Origin of the sequence: Mesorhizobium sp. M0615 (assembly GCF_040320805.1) — a bacterium.
Classification (GTDB): Bacteria; Pseudomonadota; Alphaproteobacteria; order Rhizobiales; family Rhizobiaceae; genus Mesorhizobium.
Genome location: NZ_JAMYQI010000007.1, coordinates 188,812 through 204,654 on the forward strand (window position 1 = coordinate 188,812; position 15,843 = coordinate 204,654).

General features: G+C 60.7%; 13 protein-coding genes. 10 read left to right on the plus strand and 3 right to left on the minus strand.

Annotation, left to right across the window (positions count from 1 at the left end):
* Positions 1–205 precede the first annotated feature (205 nt).
* The 3 genes from NKI46_RS14270 to NKI46_RS14280 are packed head-to-tail and all read left to right on the plus strand — an operon-like array spanning position 206 to position 3,092.
* A complete protein-coding gene (locus NKI46_RS14270) occupies positions 206–1,378 on the plus strand; it encodes a glycosyltransferase family protein (protein ID WP_023681141.1) in 1,173 nt (390 codons plus the stop codon).
* A 2-nt stretch (positions 1,379–1,380) separates the two neighbouring features.
* A complete protein-coding gene (gene glf / locus NKI46_RS14275; protein WP_023668033.1) occupies positions 1,381–2,523 on the plus strand; it encodes a UDP-galactopyranose mutase in 1,143 nt (380 codons plus the stop codon).
* 47 nt (positions 2,524–2,570) lie between these two features.
* Positions 2,571–3,092 carry a ferritin-like domain-containing protein gene (locus NKI46_RS14280; RefSeq protein ID WP_023687824.1) on the plus strand — a complete coding sequence of 174 codons (522 nt, stop codon included), beginning with the start codon at positions 2,571–2,573 and terminating at the stop codon, positions 3,090–3,092.
* A gap of 69 nt (positions 3,093–3,161) precedes the next feature.
* Here NKI46_RS14280 and NKI46_RS14285 read toward each other — a convergent pair whose 3' ends face one another.
* Complete coding sequence (locus NKI46_RS14285; RefSeq protein ID WP_023691420.1) at positions 3,162–4,319, minus strand: hypothetical protein; 1,158 nt, start codon at positions 4,317–4,319, stop codon at positions 3,162–3,164.
* Positions 4,320–4,618: 299 nt separating this feature from the next.
* On the opposite strand from NKI46_RS14285, the gene NKI46_RS14290 reads away from it, so the two are divergent.
* From NKI46_RS14290 to cyoD, 5 genes are all read left to right on the plus strand, one after another.
* Positions 4,619–5,509: an MBL fold metallo-hydrolase gene (locus NKI46_RS14290; protein WP_023668030.1), complete on the plus strand. Its 891-nt coding sequence runs from the start codon at positions 4,619–4,621 to the stop codon at positions 5,507–5,509.
* Between the two features lie 197 nt (positions 5,510–5,706).
* Positions 5,707–6,672: a ubiquinol oxidase subunit II gene (gene cyoA, locus NKI46_RS14295; protein ID WP_084627195.1), complete on the plus strand. Its 966-nt coding sequence runs from the start codon at positions 5,707–5,709 to the stop codon at positions 6,670–6,672.
* A gap of 2 nt (positions 6,673–6,674) precedes the next feature.
* A complete protein-coding gene (cyoB, locus tag NKI46_RS14300; RefSeq protein ID WP_352459582.1) occupies positions 6,675–8,675 on the plus strand; it encodes a cytochrome o ubiquinol oxidase subunit I in 2,001 nt (666 codons plus the stop codon).
* A complete protein-coding gene (locus NKI46_RS14305) occupies positions 8,672–9,358 on the plus strand; it encodes a cytochrome (ubi)quinol oxidase subunit III (protein WP_023681134.1) in 687 nt (228 codons plus the stop codon). The genes cyoB and NKI46_RS14305 overlap by 4 nt, the downstream gene beginning before the upstream one ends.
* Positions 9,355–9,765, plus strand: coding sequence for a cytochrome o ubiquinol oxidase subunit IV (gene cyoD / locus NKI46_RS14310; protein ID WP_023687822.1), 411 nt, complete (start codon positions 9,355–9,357; stop codon positions 9,763–9,765). Before NKI46_RS14305 ends, cyoD begins: the two co-directional genes overlap by 4 nt.
* 217 nt (positions 9,766–9,982) lie before the next feature.
* Here cyoD and NKI46_RS14315 read toward each other — a convergent pair whose 3' ends face one another.
* Positions 9,983–10,873 (minus strand): LysR family transcriptional regulator, encoded by an 891-nt coding sequence (locus NKI46_RS14315; protein WP_023752165.1) that lies wholly within the window; start codon positions 10,871–10,873, stop codon positions 9,983–9,985.
* Between the two features lie 151 nt (positions 10,874–11,024).
* Between NKI46_RS14315 and NKI46_RS14320 the strand changes: the two genes are divergently transcribed.
* Both NKI46_RS14320 and NKI46_RS14325 read left to right on the plus strand, forming a co-directional pair.
* Entirely contained in the window at positions 11,025–11,408 is a 384-nt protein-coding gene (locus NKI46_RS14320) for a DUF1330 domain-containing protein (protein ID WP_023748057.1), read from the plus strand.
* Positions 11,409–11,508: 100 nt separating this feature from the next.
* Positions 11,509–12,351 (plus strand): SDR family oxidoreductase, encoded by an 843-nt coding sequence (locus NKI46_RS14325; RefSeq protein ID WP_023752166.1) that lies wholly within the window; start codon positions 11,509–11,511, stop codon positions 12,349–12,351.
* 131 nt (positions 12,352–12,482) lie between these two features.
* On the opposite strand, the gene NKI46_RS14330 is transcribed toward NKI46_RS14325, so the two are convergent.
* Positions 12,483–15,812 carry a DEAD/DEAH box helicase gene (locus NKI46_RS14330; RefSeq protein ID WP_352746687.1) on the minus strand — a complete coding sequence of 1,110 codons (3,330 nt, stop codon included), beginning with the start codon at positions 15,810–15,812 and terminating at the stop codon, positions 12,483–12,485.
* Between the last annotated feature and the right edge of the window lie 31 nt (positions 15,813–15,843).

The following is a 15,843-nucleotide window of genomic DNA, read 5'->3' on the forward strand; positions in this document are numbered from 1 at the left end:
TGGCGGCCGGGTTCCGACAGCCGCCCTCGCCTCCGCAACCAGATCCCGCTTCGTGCGTGGAACAAGCGGGCGACCGGGCCTTCTTCATTTCAGTTGGAACAACTCACCTGATCGAAAGTTAGGAGCTGGAACTAAGTAGTTCTCTCCATTCGCGATTAACAAATGTTAATCGTAACATAAATAGTGTCACAGAGGGAGTATGTCAATGGATGCGGCCTTTGGCGGGGTAACCGGCAGTCAATATGTTCGTCGCGAAAATATACTGGTCTGCTTCTCCCACTTACGATGGAATTTTGTTCACCAGCGTCCGCAGCATCTCCTCACTCTCGCATCCGCTCAGCAGCGAGTGGTCTACTTTGAAGAACCCCTTTTCGAAGAATTGCCGCAGCCGCTGATGCGGACGAGCGTGGCATCGGAAAACATTCTAATTGTCACACCAGTGCTGCCGCTCGGCACGTCGGCCGCGAAAGCAGATGCCGTCCAGCGGAGATTTGTGCAGCAGACCATCGCTTCTATGCCGCATAGCCGGCTGATCGCCTGGTACTACACCCCAATGGCTCTTCGCTTCACGGAATTCCTCGACCCAGACATATGCGTCTATGACTGCATGGACGAACTCTCTGCGTTCAAGAATGCGCCCCCCGAGCTGGGCCAGATGGAAAAGGCGCTTCTGCGCCGCGCGGATCTGGTTTTCACCGGTGGTCTAAGCTTGTTCGAGACCAAGCGTCACCTCCATCCCGCCATCTTTCCATTTCCGAGCAGCATCGATGTGAGGCACTTTCACACCGCAAGACGGCCAGGAAGGGACCCAGCCGACCAGGCCGGCATTCCTTCCCCGAGGGTTGGATATTTCGGCGTCATCGACGAGCGGCTGGACGTCAATCTCGTGGCGCTAGCGGCAAAGACAATGCCGGACGTGCATTTCGTCATGCTCGGTCCGGTCGTCAAGATCGACCCTGCAAGCCTGCCGCAAGCCGAAAACCTGCATTGGCTTGGCCCGAAAGCCTACTGCGATCTGCCCGACTATTTGCGCCATTGGGACGCCGGATGGATGCCGTTTGCCCTCAACGAGGCGACGCGTTTCATCAGCCCGACCAAGACGCCGGAATTCCTCGCCGCGGGTCTGCCGGTGATCTCGACGGCAATCGTCGACGTGGTGCGCAGTTACGGTGCTGCCGGGCTGGTGGAAATCGCCGACTGTGACGATCTGGAAATCAAGTTGCGCTCCGTTCTTTCGCGACCGCGTCAGATGCTCCTGCAGCAAGTCGATGCCTACCTTGCGGACATGTCCTGGGAACGGACATGGAATGCCATGGCAGCTCACATTGAGCGCGCCTACCAACGCAAGAAGGTCGTGCCCCTTCGCAGGAGTGCATAGCCATGTTCGATTGGCTGATCGTCGGCGCGGGTTTCGCCGGCAGTGTGCTTGCCGAACGGATAGCGTCGCAGCGTCAGGAAAGCGTTTTGCTGATCGATCGCCGCAGCCATGTGGGAGGCAACGCCTACGACTGCTACAATGAAGCCGGCATCCTCATCCATCGCTACGGCCCGCACATCTTCCACACCAACAGCCAAACGATCGTGGACCACCTTTCGCAGTTCACGCAATGGCGGCCGTACGAGCACAGGGTGTTGGCGGCCGTGGACGGGCAACTGGTTCCCATCCCGATCAATCTCGACACCATCAACCGGCTTTACGGGCTAGACCTGACCTCGGCACAGCTGGAGGATTTCTTCGCGTCGCGACGCGAAACGGTGGAGGATGTCCGAACGGCTGAGGACGTCGTCGTCAGCACCGTGGGGCGCGAGCTCTATGAAAAATTCTTCCGCGGCTACACAAGAAAGCAATGGGGCGTCGATCCCAGTCAGCTGAGCAAATCCGTGACGGCACGAGTGCCGACCAGGACCAACCGTGACGACCGCTATTTCAGCGACAGCTTCCAGAAAATGCCGGCCGGCGGGTACACGCGGATGTTCGAACGCATGCTCGATCATCCGAACATCAAGATCATGCTGCAGACCGACTTCCGTGAAATTCGTGAGAAGATACCGTTCAGGCGCATGGTTTATACCGGCCCGATCGATGAATATTTCGGCTGGCAGCTCGGGCACCTTCCGTACCGTTCGCTTCGTTTCGAGCACGTTACACTGGATTGCGAGCAATTTCAGCCGGTTGCCGTGGTCAATTATCCCCAGACGGAAGATTACACGCGCATTACCGAGTACAAACATCTGACCGGCCAGCAGAGTTCGCGGACCAGCCTGACCTACGAATACCCCACGGACATCGGGGACCCGTACTATCCCGTGCCCCGGCCCGAAAACGAAGTGCTCTACAAGCGCTATGAAGCGCTCGCGGCAAGCTGCCCAGACGTCTGGTTTGTCGGTCGGCTTGCAACTTACCGCTATTACAACATGGACCAGGTAGTCGGACAGGCTCTGGCCACTTTCTCGCGCATCCAAAAAAGCCTCCCGGCCTGGGCGCGCACGGACGAGCCGTTGTTGGCCGAGCCGAGAAGATAGTTTCTTTCAAGACGGAAGATCGGGCGGGTATCAGAAGGAGAAACTCGATGGATACAAACTTCAACTCGGAAAGCCGTGAGATATTTATCGTCGGCTTGCGCAACGCGCACGCCATGGAAAATCAAGCGCTGTCGATCATGAAGCCTCAGGTCGAGCGTATAGAGAACTATCCGGAGGTGGCCGATCGCTTGCGCCGGCACATTCAGGAAACCGAAGGCCAGATCACGAGACTCGAGTCCGTCCTGGAGGGCCTTGGCGAGGAGCACTCCACCCTCAAGGACACCGCCTTGTCGATGGTTGGCAGCGTGGCCGCCATTGGACATTCGATGGCCGGCGACGAGATCATCAAGAACAGCCTGGCGAATTTCGCATTCGAGAACTACGAGATTGCTGCCTACAATTCGCTGCTGGTACTGGCCGACGCCGGGGGCTTCCAGGATGCTGAAAGGGCCCTCAAGCAGAACCTGAACGAAGAGGAAGCCATGGCCAACTGGCTCAAGGAAAATCTGAGCGACGTTACCATGCGGTATGCCAGGTTGCGCGAGGCCGGGGCGACTGCAAAAAGCTGATGCACCGCACCGGCGCGGGCGGCGTTTCGAAACAGACGCCCGCCCGCCCCTCCCCCGTTTGAGGCCCCTTCAAGGCGTCGTGTCCGCCACGAGAAGAGCTTGCTGACGGGCCAGTTCATCTGCTGTGGGTTTGCGCAGGTGTCGCCTGCCATCAGCCTGGATGACGGAAAACAAACCAACCTCGGCATGTCGCGAATTGTCCCAGCCCGGGTAGGCCGTTATCGGGTACAGGCAAATACCCTCGATCGGCGCTCCGAGACTGATTGCGGAACGCACCTCGTCGCAGACATAGTGGAGCCAAGCCGGCCCGCCGGATCCCTCGGAGCCGGTCTCCGCAATGAACATCGGCTTGCCGTACCGGTGAGCAACTTCTAGCAACATTTCCGACAGGGCGCGGTACTCGTGGTGTCCCATCGGAATCGTCGGCCCGTTTACGTACCATTGATTGTGCGGGTAAAAATTCAAGCCCACGACATCGACAACATCTTCGCTCCCGCCCAACTCAGGTTCGACGCGGCCCAGCAACATGTCGTAAGCTTCGAACTGTCCCTGTCGGGCGTTTTCGGCCCGGCGCCGTTCGCTGCGGGTCCGGTCACGAGGGGCGATATGGATAAGCGGCTCGGCCCAGACAAATCTGCAGGCGGGATCGATCTCCCGCATTGCACGAACACCCGCGATGGCGGCCTTGACGAGGTGCCGCTTGAACCATCCACGTTTGTTCGGCCCCACGCGCGGGAAATAGCCGACCTCGACAGCCCATGCGAAAAAGGAGATTTCGTTGATGGGACACAACAGAGGCGATGTTCCGGTGATCGAACGGTGTACCTTGACGGCTTCCGCCGCGAACGAGGCATAGGCGTCGATGAAATGCAGCGAGCCCTGATCGACATGGTCCGGAGATCCGTAGTGAAAGATGTCCCAGATTACCTGAACACCTGCCGATCGGGCTGCCTCGACCATTGGCGCCCAACTTGACCAGTCATAGGTTCCGGGAGCGGTTTCGATCAAATGCCAACGCAGGCCGTCGCGGATGGTGCGAAGGCCGAGTTCGGCGCAGCCGCGGTAGTCGCCCAGGGCATGCAAATTATGCGAGGTCGCACGAATAAGATCGAGGCGAACGCCGTCCTTGCGCCGGTGCGAGGAGCATTCAAAGCCTGCCATGAAAAAACTGGCGAAGCGCGAAGCTTCCGGAACCGAGGCCTCCGTCTGGCGTCCCACTTCGCTCATTTTTCGAAGTCTCCTTTGGGCAATCGGCTTCGAACTCGGCCGCCTTGTCCGGACCGGGAACCGCGTTGGCGAAATACCGAATTCAGTCGGGCGCGCCCCATGTTCGTTGCTCAGTCCAGCTCGTCCTTGCGTGGCCGGGTAGTGCCGAACCCATTGGTAGAGCCTTTGTTCCGGTGGTGAACTGTCCGGGCGCCGCGTGCAAATGAGGAACAAGGAGGCCCGTCCCAAGTTCGGGGCGATGTACAGCCGCCGTCATCCACTCGAGCGGCTGCTCGGCAACAACAGAGGCATGGGATCACATGACCGTTCAGATTCGACTTTCCGAGATCGACCACGCCAGGCGCGAGGATCGTGGCGACGGCGCTTGGAGCATCGCACCGGACCTGGGTTACTTGCGGCTAGCAATCGTCAATGTCGTGTTCTTCGGCGCACCGGGCAGCGGAGATCGGAACTGGGTGCTGATCGATACCGGGTTGCCGACGTCTCGCAGCAGCATTCTAGCGGTCGCGGAAAAGCGGTTCGGCGTTAACGCACGGCCGGCTGCAATCATCCTGACCCATGGCCATTTCGACCATGTGGGAACGGTTCTAGAACTCGCAAATGGCTGGGACGTGCCTGTCTTCGCCCATCCACTCGAGCACCCCTATTTGGACGGAACCACATCCTATCCGCCACCGGATCCCTGGGTTGGGGGTGGACTGATGGCGCTGCTTTCACCGCTTTTTCCACGCGGGCCAATCGATCTTGGCAGCCGTTTGCAACCCTTGCCCGCCGATGGATCGATCCCCGGAATGCCCGGATGGCAATGGCTGCACACACCCGGACATGCCCCTGGGCATATCTCGCTCTGGCGCGAGCAAGACCGCTCGCTCATTGTAGGAGACGCTTTCATCACCACCGGTCAGGAGTCGGTCTATGAAGTCGCCATTCAGGATCTCGAGATGCACGGTCCGCCGCGCTATTTCACGCCAGACTGGGATGCAGCGGAAAGGTCCGTGAAGCATCTGGCTGCCTTGGGTCCCCAGATGGTCATCAGTGGACACGGTGCGGCTGCTGCGGGAGTGGGCATGCGGCAGGCTCTCGATAACCTGGCTGAGCGATTCAGGGTATTCGCCGTCCCGCCGAAATTGAAATTCGTGCGCGAGCCAGCGTCGCCGATAGCTAGGCCAATCGAGCCGCCATCGTTCTGAAGTTATGGTCGGATTGGCCAACGCGGGACCATCGGACAGAGTAACTCGGTCCAGCGGAACAAACCCGGCCGGCGACAGTTGGGGCACTCGCTCAGGGGGCGACACCCTGCGAAGTGCCGCGAGGTTCCGCGCCATGGGGAGGCTCAGATGGAAACCCGATGAACGCATGCCCCTAGCACGCGTTCCCGCAAAGAGAGATTGCAGAGCCGGTGTTGTTGCCATCCAGCCCTAAGTTGACACGCCAACTGCTCTGGATCCTCGGAGGCGCATTCTTGCCCGGTTGCGCGGGGGGAGTGCTCGATCCCCAAGGACCAATTGGCGTCGGCAATCGCACGATCCTTTTGAACTCGCTGGCGGTGATGCTGGTGATCGTTGTTCCCACGCTTGTTGCACTTCTGGCATTCGCCTGGAAGTTCCGCGCCTCGAACAGCAACGCCCGCTATAACCCGGAGTTCACCTATTCGGGACGCGTGGAGTTGATCGTCTGGTCGATCCCGACGCTCACCATCCTGTTCATTGGCGGTCTGATCTACTACGGATCGTATCAGCTCGATCCGCGCAAACCGATCCCTTCTAGCCAGCCGCCGCTCGACATTCAGGTGGTGGCGCTCGACTGGAAATGGCTGTTCCTCTATCCCGAGCAGGGCGTGGGCGCTGTCAATCAACTGGTTATCCCCGCCGGTGTTCCAGTGCGTTTCAAGTTGACCTCGGCCAGCGTGATGAACACGTTCTTCGTGCCCCAGCTTGGCAGCATGGTCTACGTCATGAACGGCATGCAGACCGAATTGCATCTGCAGGCCGACCGCGAGGGCAGCTTTTTCGGCCAGTCGGCGCACTTCAGCGGCGACGGCTTCTCGGATATGAATTTCAGTGTGAGCGCGGTTTCAGCCGATGCCTTCACCCGCTGGGCGTCATCGCTGCGTGGCGGGGGCGGCGTGCTCAACGCCAACGCCTATCGCGAACTCGCCCGGCAAAGCACAAATGTGGCGCCGGCTTCCTTCGGTCATGTCCAGCCTGGGCTGTTCGAAGCGGTCGTTCAGCAGACGCTCCCACCGGGTCCGGGGCCTGCTGAGAGCGCAGCCAGCGGCGAGCCACAGGTGAGCCCAAGGGCATTACCCGCGGCGGCGGCAACGATGACCCATCATCCACAAGGCGCAGAATGACGATGCTGGGCAAGCTCGACTGGTCGGCCGTTCCTTTCGATCAACCTATCCCCCTCGGCGCAGCCCTTGGCGTCTTTCTGGCAGCAGCCGCCGTGCTTGGCTGGATAACGGTGAAGGGCTACTGGCCATATCTGTGGAGCGAGTGGATAAGCTCGGTCGACCACAAGCGCATCGGCGTGATGTACATTGTGCTGGCGATGCTCATGCTTCTTCGTGGTTTTATCGATGCTATCATGATGCGCACACAACAGGTGCTGGCGATTCACGGGCCGGGCTACCTCCCGCCGGAGCATTACGACCAGATCTTTTCCGCGCACGGCACGATCATGATCTTCTTCGCCGCGATGCCGTTCATGATCGGCCTGATGAATTTCGTCGTGCCGCTGCAGCTTGGCGTACGCGATGTCGCTTTTCCGACGCTCAATTCCGTCAGCTTCTGGCTGACGGCTTCCGGAGCCCTGCTGGTCAACATCTCGCTTGTGGTCGGCGAGTTCGCGCGCACCGGCTGGCTGCCCTATGCCCCTTTGTCGGAAACCGCCTACTCGCCGGGCGTCGGTGTCGATTATTATCTGTGGGCGATCCAGATCTCCGGCGTCGGCACGCTGCTCACCGGCGTCAACCTGGTGACGACCATCCTCAAGATGCGGGCGCCGGGAATGGGCTATCTGCGAATGCCGATGTTCTGCTGGACCTCGCTCGCGTCCAACCTGCTCATTGTCGCAGCCTTCCCGATCCTTACCGCCACGCTCGCAATGCTGACGCTGGACCGGTATCTCGGCTTCCACTTCTTCACCAACGAAGCTGGTGGAAATCAGATGATGTTCGTCAACCTGATCTGGGCGTGGGGCCATCCCGAAGTATACATCCTGGTGCTTCCCGCCTTCGGAATCTTTTCCGAGATTTTCTCGACTTTTTCATCGAAGCCGCTGTTCGGATACCGTTCGATGGTCGCGGCCACGATGTTCATCTGCATCGTCTCGTTCATGGTCTGGCTGCATCACTTCTTCACCATGGGTGCCGGAGCGGACGTTAATGCCGCCTTCGGCATCGCCACGTCGGTCATTGCCGTGGGAACCGGTGTGAAAATCTACAACTGGCTCTTCACCATGTATGGCGGGCGCGTTCGTTTCGACACGCCGATGCTTTGGGCACTGGCTTTCGTGACCACCTTCACCGTCGGCGGCATGACTGGCGTCCTGCTTGCCGTCCCGCCGGCCGACTTCGTGCTACACAATTCGCTTTTCCTCGTCGCGCATTTCCATAACGTCATCATCTCGGGCGTGTTGTTTGGAGCATTCGCCGGCTTCACCTACTGGTTCCCCAAGGCGTTCGGTTTCCGTTTGCACGAAGGCTGGGGAAAAGCGGCATTTTGGGTCACCTTGGCCGGCTACATGCTGGTCTTCGTACCGCTCTATATCGTCGGTCTGCTCGGCATGACGCGGCGCCTGCAACATATCGATATGGACCTTTGGGCGCCGTGGCTGGTGGTGGCCGCTCTCGGCGTGGTGGTGATGATCGCCGGCGCGGCGCTGCAGATCACACAGCTTTTCGTTTCGATCCGGCATCGCGACAAGTTTCGCGACGAAACCGGCGACCCGTGGGACGGGCGTTCGCTGGAGTGGTCGACATCTTCCCCTCCTCCTGTCTTCAATTATGCACGGCTGCCTCACGTGGAAGACGAAGAGCCCTACTGGAGCATCAAGCAACGAGGGATCGAACAGAGCTCGGACGAGGAAAAGGCATATGAGCCGATCGAGATGCCTCGCAACAGCCCGACTGGCTTCGTCACCGCCTTCTTCAGCACACTGATCGGCTTCGCGCTGATCTGGCATATATGGTGGCTGGCGATCGTCGGTTTCATCGGCGCATACGCAACCTTCGTCGTATTCGCCTGGCGCGATCATGGAGACTACGAGATCCCTGTCGACGAGGTCGCCCGCATCGACCATGACCACAAGGCAGCCCAGTTTGCCCGGCTGCGCGGGTGGGAGCGCCCGGCATGAGCGATCACGCATTCTCCGGCGACATCAGCGCCGGCACCCAGGCACGGGACCCGTATCGGCTTAATCACACCGGTCGGCATGCGGTGCGCTCTGCGACGGGCCACGGAGAAGGCGGCCCGGCCTCAAAGTTCGTCACGGTGACCTACGGCTTCTGGATCTTTCTCCTGTCCGACATCATCATGTTCTCGGCATTTTTCGCCGCCTACGCCGTGCTCGCCAAGGCAACCGCCGGCGGACCGACAGGCAAGGATCTGTTCGAACCGACACGGGTTGCGGTCCAGACGGGCCTTCTGCTCACTTCGAGCTTCACCGGCGGCGTGGCAACACTCGCCACCCGTCGCAGATCAATGGCTGCCACGCAGTTCTGGCTTCTCGTCACGGGGTTGCTCGGGGCAGCGTTCCTGTTCCTGGAACTACAGGAGTTCGCGGCAATGATCGGCGAGCAGGCAGGCCCCTCGCGCAGCGCATTTCTTTCTGCCTTCTTTGCGCTCGTTGGCTGCCACGGTGCCCATGTCGGTCTCGGCCTGCTCTGGCTGGGAACGATGATGGCGCAGCTGTGGGTCAAGGGCTTTCGGCCCGACATCTTGCGGCGGCTCCACTGCTTCGGGCTCTTCTGGCACGCCCTCGACATCATCTGGGTTGCCATCTTCACCCTGGTCTATCTGCTGGGAGCATCGTCATGACCGAGTTCGAGAGCAAGACCGGCGAGTTGCAGGACCGCCGCGATTCAGCGCCGGGCGAGGAACACATAAGCGAGCACGAAACGGCTGGGGGCCTCTCGGGCTATGTGCTCGGCTTCGGGCTGGCCATCCTGCTCACGATCGCGTCATTCCTGGCGGCGCGAACCGATCTGATTTACCAGCCCGCGGTCATCTCGGCCCTGGTGGTGCTCGCTGTTGCGCAGATGGGCGTGCATCTTGTCTTCTTTCTGCACCTGACCACCGGGCCGGACAACACCAACAACATCCTGGCCCTGGCCTTCGGCGTGCTGATCGTCGCGCTGGTGGTTCTGGGCTCTATCTGGATCATGGCCCACCTGAATGAAAACATGGCTGCCATGACACCCCATCAAACCGGAACCATGCCTTGAACGCTGCCCTGCGAACGCACGGCCGCCCACAGTGCACCATTCGCACCGATGGCCCGAGCCAAGCTGCGGCGGCAACGCTGAGATGATACTAGGCAGTGAACTCATAAATTGGGGAGACTGGGATCGGTGGGAAACGGGCGCTCCGGACTTCCTGTACTGGGCGGCTTTGATAGGCGCCATGGTCGTCGAGGTCTGGCGATCCTTATTTCAATCGCACTCAGTCGCGGTAGCGCAGCCTTTCCAGCGCGAGTGCGAAAGCCGGCGAGTGTTGGCGCCGGCTTGGATAATACAGGTGATATCCCGGCCGAAGGGGGCACCAGTCCTCAAGAACGCGCACTAGGCGACCCTGTTCGAGTAGGTAGGTCACTAGATCCTCGGGCAGATAGGCGAGCCCGAACCCTTCAAGGCTGGCCTGGCAGATCATCGCGAGGGTGTTGAAGGCGGCGTGTCCGTGAACGCGCACCTTCAATTCCCGCCCCTCCTTGCGAAACTCCCACGGTGCAAAGCCGCCTGTGGGCAGTCGCAGGGGTATGCATGCATGATCGGCAAGATCTTCAGGCGTGACCGGACGGGAGCGGCTTACAAAGTATGAAGGCGCTACCACAACCGCCATGCGGAAGTCTGGCCCAATGCGCGCCGAGATCATGTCCTTATCCACCTGTTCGCCGAGCCGTACACCCGCATCGAAGCGATCGGCCGCAATGTCAGCCAAGCCGTAGTCGTGGATAATCTCGACCCTGATGTCGGGATAGTCGCGCATGAGCCCGACCATGGCGGGCCAGATGATGGTCTCGCCGGCATGCTCCACGGTGGTGATCCGGACTGTACCGGCCGGCTTGTCGCGCAGGGCGCTGAGGGCGGCAATCTCGCTTGCGATCTCATCTAACTTGGGAGCGATGCTTCGAAACAGGCGATCCCCCGCTTCGGTTAGCGAGACGCTGCGGGTCGTGCGGGTCAGCAGCCGAACGCCGAGGCGCTCTTCCATCGTCCGGATCGAATAGCTCAGGGCAGACTGCGACACGCCGAGCATGGCGGCCGCCTTGGTGAAACTGCGCTCGCGGGCGACGGCGATGAAGGTCAGGAAGTCATCCAGACTATCGCGACGCATTCATCAATCCTACTTCTAAGCCCATGCAGATTATACCACCTAATGGCATGTCGCTAAAGGAGCTAACTTCCTGACTCAAGGCCAGACGGTCAACCGGAGCAACTCTCCGCGCAATGCCTACCGTCCCACTGGCCCACTGAAGGAGAACAATATGAAGAAGGTAATCGTGGGCGCGCTCGCCGCCCTCACCATGATCGTGAGCCCGGCCGCCTTTGCTCAGCAAGCGACGGGCGTCGCTCCCCGCGCCTACATGATCGGCAGCTATGACATCAAGGATCAGGCGGTGTTTCAGCAGTACATCGAAGCGGCGTCGCCGCTCGTCACCAAGTATGGCGGCCGCGTGATCGTCTACAATCCCAATGTCACTGCCATCGAAGGAAGCTCGAGATCGGTGATCGCCATCGCCGAGTTCCCGAGCCTTGCTGACGCCAAGCGCTACTACAACTCGCCGGAATACACAGCGGCCCGGCAGTTTTTTACCAGGTCGACCGAAGGATTTCGCATCATCACCGAAGGCGCCGGCCTTCCGCAGTGACGCAGTCCGCCGGCGGATGGATCAACATGGGGATCAGTCCCTGCTGGCCATCGCGTCCAAATCCGGGGCCGTGCTGCGGCCTAGAGAACAGGAGCCCAATATGAGTGTTTGGTTCATCACCGGCGCAGGCCGGGGCCTCGGTCTGGATATCGCCAAGGCCGCATTGGCGGCGGGCCACAAGGTGGTGGCAACCGGCCGCAACACGGAAAAAGTCGCAAGGGCCGTGGGAAACGCCGAGAACCTCCTTATCGTCAAGCTGGACGTGACGAGCGCGGCCGACGCCGAAGCCGCTGCCCAGGCCACGTTTGACCGGTTTGGCCGCATCGACGTGCTGGTCAACAATGCGGCGAGTTTCTTTGCCGGGTACTTCGAAGAGTTGACCGCCGAACAGATGCAACTGCAGCTCAGCACCAGCCTCGTCGGACCCATGAATGTGACGCGGGCCTTTCTGCCAGCGATGCGCAAGCAGCGGTCCGGCAGGGTCATTTCGATCTCCTCGACGGCCGGGCTAATGGGTTTCGAGTTCTGCACGGCCTATTCAGCCTCGAAGTTCGGCCTCGACGGCTGGATGGAGGCGCTGCAGACCGAAGTCGTGCCGTTCGGCATCGAGACGATGATCGTGAACCCGGGCTTCTTCCGCACCGAGCTTCTCACGGAAGAGTCGACCAACTATGCCGCCCCCTCCGTCGAGGACTACCATGAGCGGCGGACGGCGCAGATCGCCTTCTGGCGTTCTCAGAACGGCAAGCAGGGGGGTGATCCGGCCAAGCTCGCGCGCGCCCTGATCACGCTCACGTCTGGGGACGTGCTCCCCCAGCGTTTCCTTGCCGGTACTGACGCCATTGCGACGGCAGAGCAGAAGATTGCCATTCTGCAGCAGCAGATCGGTGCCTATCGCGAGCTCTCGAGTTCCCTCGCCATGGACGAGAACGGCCGCAACTAACGACCCCTGCGGAACATCCGGACTTGCGGTACTGGTGGCTGAACACCACTGGCACTGCAATTCCGAGGTGAAGACTCGTGGCTGCGGCACTCCCATTGTCGTGCCGCCGCCGGATGGAGAGAAAAGGCTAGTCAGATCTCGTGCTTTGGCTGAGCTGCACGTATGGCATCAAGCGCTAAGCGAACGGCGTCGACGCCAGAGACGCCGGGCGGGATCGGCCTGAAAATCAGGCGGCCGTTCCGGTACTCCAGGCCCAACGCCTTGCTGTTCCGCCATTGGGACGCCGACGGCTTGTTCCGAAGGGTGATCGCGATGGCCTCGGGACCGACATCGACTTTGCCGACGCCCAATTCCGACGCTGCTATTCGCAACCTGGTAAATTCCAGCAAAAGGGCTACTTCGCCAGGCATGTCTCCAAAGCGGTCCTCGAGCTCTTCGCTGAATGTATCGAGGTCCGGCTCCGAACGGATGCGGGAGAGCCGCGCATAGAGGCCAACGCGCACCGTAGGCTCGTCGACATAGCTCTCGGGAAAAGCCCCCTTTCCCGAGCCATTGATCTCGGCAAGTTGCTTGCTGAAGTTGGCCCCTCCGCCAGCCGCCGAGACCGCCCGCTCCAGCAAGTGCTCGTACAAGCCCACTCCGATCAGCTTCATATGCCCGGCCTGGTCTTCGCCGAAAAGATCTCCGGCGCCACGCAGGTCGAGGTCTCTTTGACTGATTGCCAGGCCGGAGCCGAGCCGATCGAGCGCAAGCATCGTCGAAAGCCGGGCCCTGGTGCCGTCGGCCAGTTCAACGCCAGGCTGGGTCAGAAGAAACGCAACGGCCTGCACCGCCCCCCTTCCGACCCGGCCCCGCAACTGGTGCAACTGCGCCAGACCGAACCGGTCGGGGCGCCAAACGATGATGGTGTTGGCCCGCGGCACATCGAGGCCGCTCTCGATGATGTCGGTGCTCAACAAAATGTCGCCATCACCGTCGGCGAATCCGACCATGACTTCGTCCAGCTGTCTCCCCTTCATTTCACCATGCGCCGTCTTGACCCCGAGTTCCGGCACCAGTCTGTTCAGCTGGTCACAGGCCGGGGCAATATCCTCGATCCGCGGGACCACGAAGAAGCTCTGTCCACCCCGGTGAAATTCACGCAGGAGGGCCGCGCGCACCGATGCTGGATCGAACGCTGCCAAGATCGTGCGAACGGGACGTCGTTTGGCGGGCGGAGAGTTTAGAACGCTGACGTCCTGGATGCCCGACAACGCCGATTGCAGCGTCCGGGGTATCGGTGTGGCGCTCATGCTCAGCGTATGGAGGCGAGGCGTCATGGTCCGCAGGGCCCGCTTCAACTTGACCCCGAACCGGTGCTCCTCGTCGATCACCAGCAGTCCAAGATTGGCGAAGGTGACGCTCCTGGACGCCAGGGCCTGAGTACCCACAACGACCGCAACCTGGCCGCTCCGCAGACCCTCTTTTGCCGCTCTCGCCTCCGCTGCCCCGACCATCCTAGAAAGGTGGGCGACCTGCAGGCCGGTTCCTGCGAAGCGGCGGCTGAACGTCTCATAGTGCTGTCGTGCCAACACCGTTGTCGGCGCTATGATAGCAACCTGTTTCCCGCAGAAAGCCGCGGCGGCGCAAGCACGCAGGGCGACCTCTGTCTTGCCGAAGCCGACATCGCCGCAGACGAGCCGGTTCATTGTTCTTCCCGACGAAAGATCATCGAGCACAGCGCGGATGGCGGCCGCTTGGTCGGGCGTCTCCGTATAGGGAAATCTCGCCGCAAAACGGGCCAAGTCCGTGCGGGAGGGCTTCAAGATCTCGGCAGGCTGGCTGGACCTGATTTTGGCAAGACTCAAGAGGCGTTTGGCCAGCCTGTCGATCTCGCGCAACGCAGCTTCGCGTCGCTTCGGCCAGCCCTCGCCTTTGAGGCGATCAAGCGACACTGCCTCCGGTTCCGAGCCGTAGCGCCATATTCGTCCAAAGTCGTCGACCGGAACCAGCAAGGAAGCCCCGCCATGATATTCCAGTCTGACGACATCCTGTTGCTGGCCAGCCAACTCGACCTGTTCGACCGCGGCGAGCACGCCCAGGCCATGGTCTTCATGGACGACGACATCGCCAATGCGCAACTCGGGTTCGAGTATGCCCGTGGTCGCGCTCCCGCTCGCCTTTAACGCGGGCCCAAACAGGTCGGATGCGGCCACCACGGCGATATTGGATTGCGCGTCGACAAACCCTTCGTCGAGGACGAATTCAGCCTTGAGAACAGAGCCCCTCGCGGCCGAAAGGATTTGCGGCAAGTCGGCCGCTTCCTCTGCCCGCCGGCCTAGTCTCCTATCGAGCAGGCGATCTGCTCGCTGCAGTTCAGAGGCATCGCCGGTGAACACTACTCTGACTCCGGCACTCGTCTGCCCTCTGATGAATTCCGCGAAATCATGCCCGGGTCGGGCCTGGCGGAAGAATTTGGGAACTCCCACGGCAGAAACGGCTAGTCTCACGCAGCAGCGGTTAAGCAGAGCAGCGTCCCACTCTTTACGGGATAGGTAAAATCGTCCCGGCAAAGGTTTTTTCGTTCCGGCTGCCTCCTGCCTGGCACGACGTGCATCCTCGACCAGATCCAGAATTCTGCCGAGCGGCTGCCCGTCGGTCCCTTCAAGGAAGGAGATCGAAGCGCTGGATGCCGCATCGAAGACGGATGGCATAGCGCCATACGATGCGACCAGGCGCTCCTCCATCGACGTCGTGCGCATCGCTGTCAACTCAGGATGCTCACCAGCTTTAAAGATCAGCTCGGATGCCGGTCCGACCGTAATCGAGTCTCGAACCTGATCGCTGAGCTGACTGAGCGGGTCGTAGGTCTTGAGCTGCCGGATGCAGGCATCGGGATCAACGATGACGCGAACGGGGCCATCCGCGCCAGCAGGGAAAATATCGATGAGATCGCCCCGAAAGGCTATCTCACCCGGTTCGTCGACCCTCTCGTCGACGACATAGCCAATGGCTTCGGACCAGGTTCTAAAATCGTCACGGTCGAGCTTTTGTCCCACCTCCAGAATTGTGAAACCGCCAGCGATGACCGGAGCAGGCGGCACCCGCTGCAGAATGGCTTCGAGCGACATTACAGCGATGCGCGGGCGATCCGGCTTCGTTGCGATCTCACGCAACGCACGAAGCCTTCGCCCCATATTGGCGCGTGTGGGCCACACCCTGTCGTAAGGCAGGCAATCCCAGGACGGCAGCAAGATTATATCCGCGTCAGGCAGGAACTGACGCAAGGCGCCGGCGATCTCCTCGGCACTGCGTTCCGAGGGAGCTATATGGATGATGTGCTTGTCCCGACTGGTCTCCAGGCCACGGGCCAGCGCTACCGCGATTGCTGAGGATGGCGGTCCGCCGTGCTCTATCGCAAACCCGCTGTCATCCGTGTGATCGATTTGTTCGACATCCGTCCGCGAAATATGCCTGTTCACTGAAATCTCACCTTGCCACTGAGACAACGTC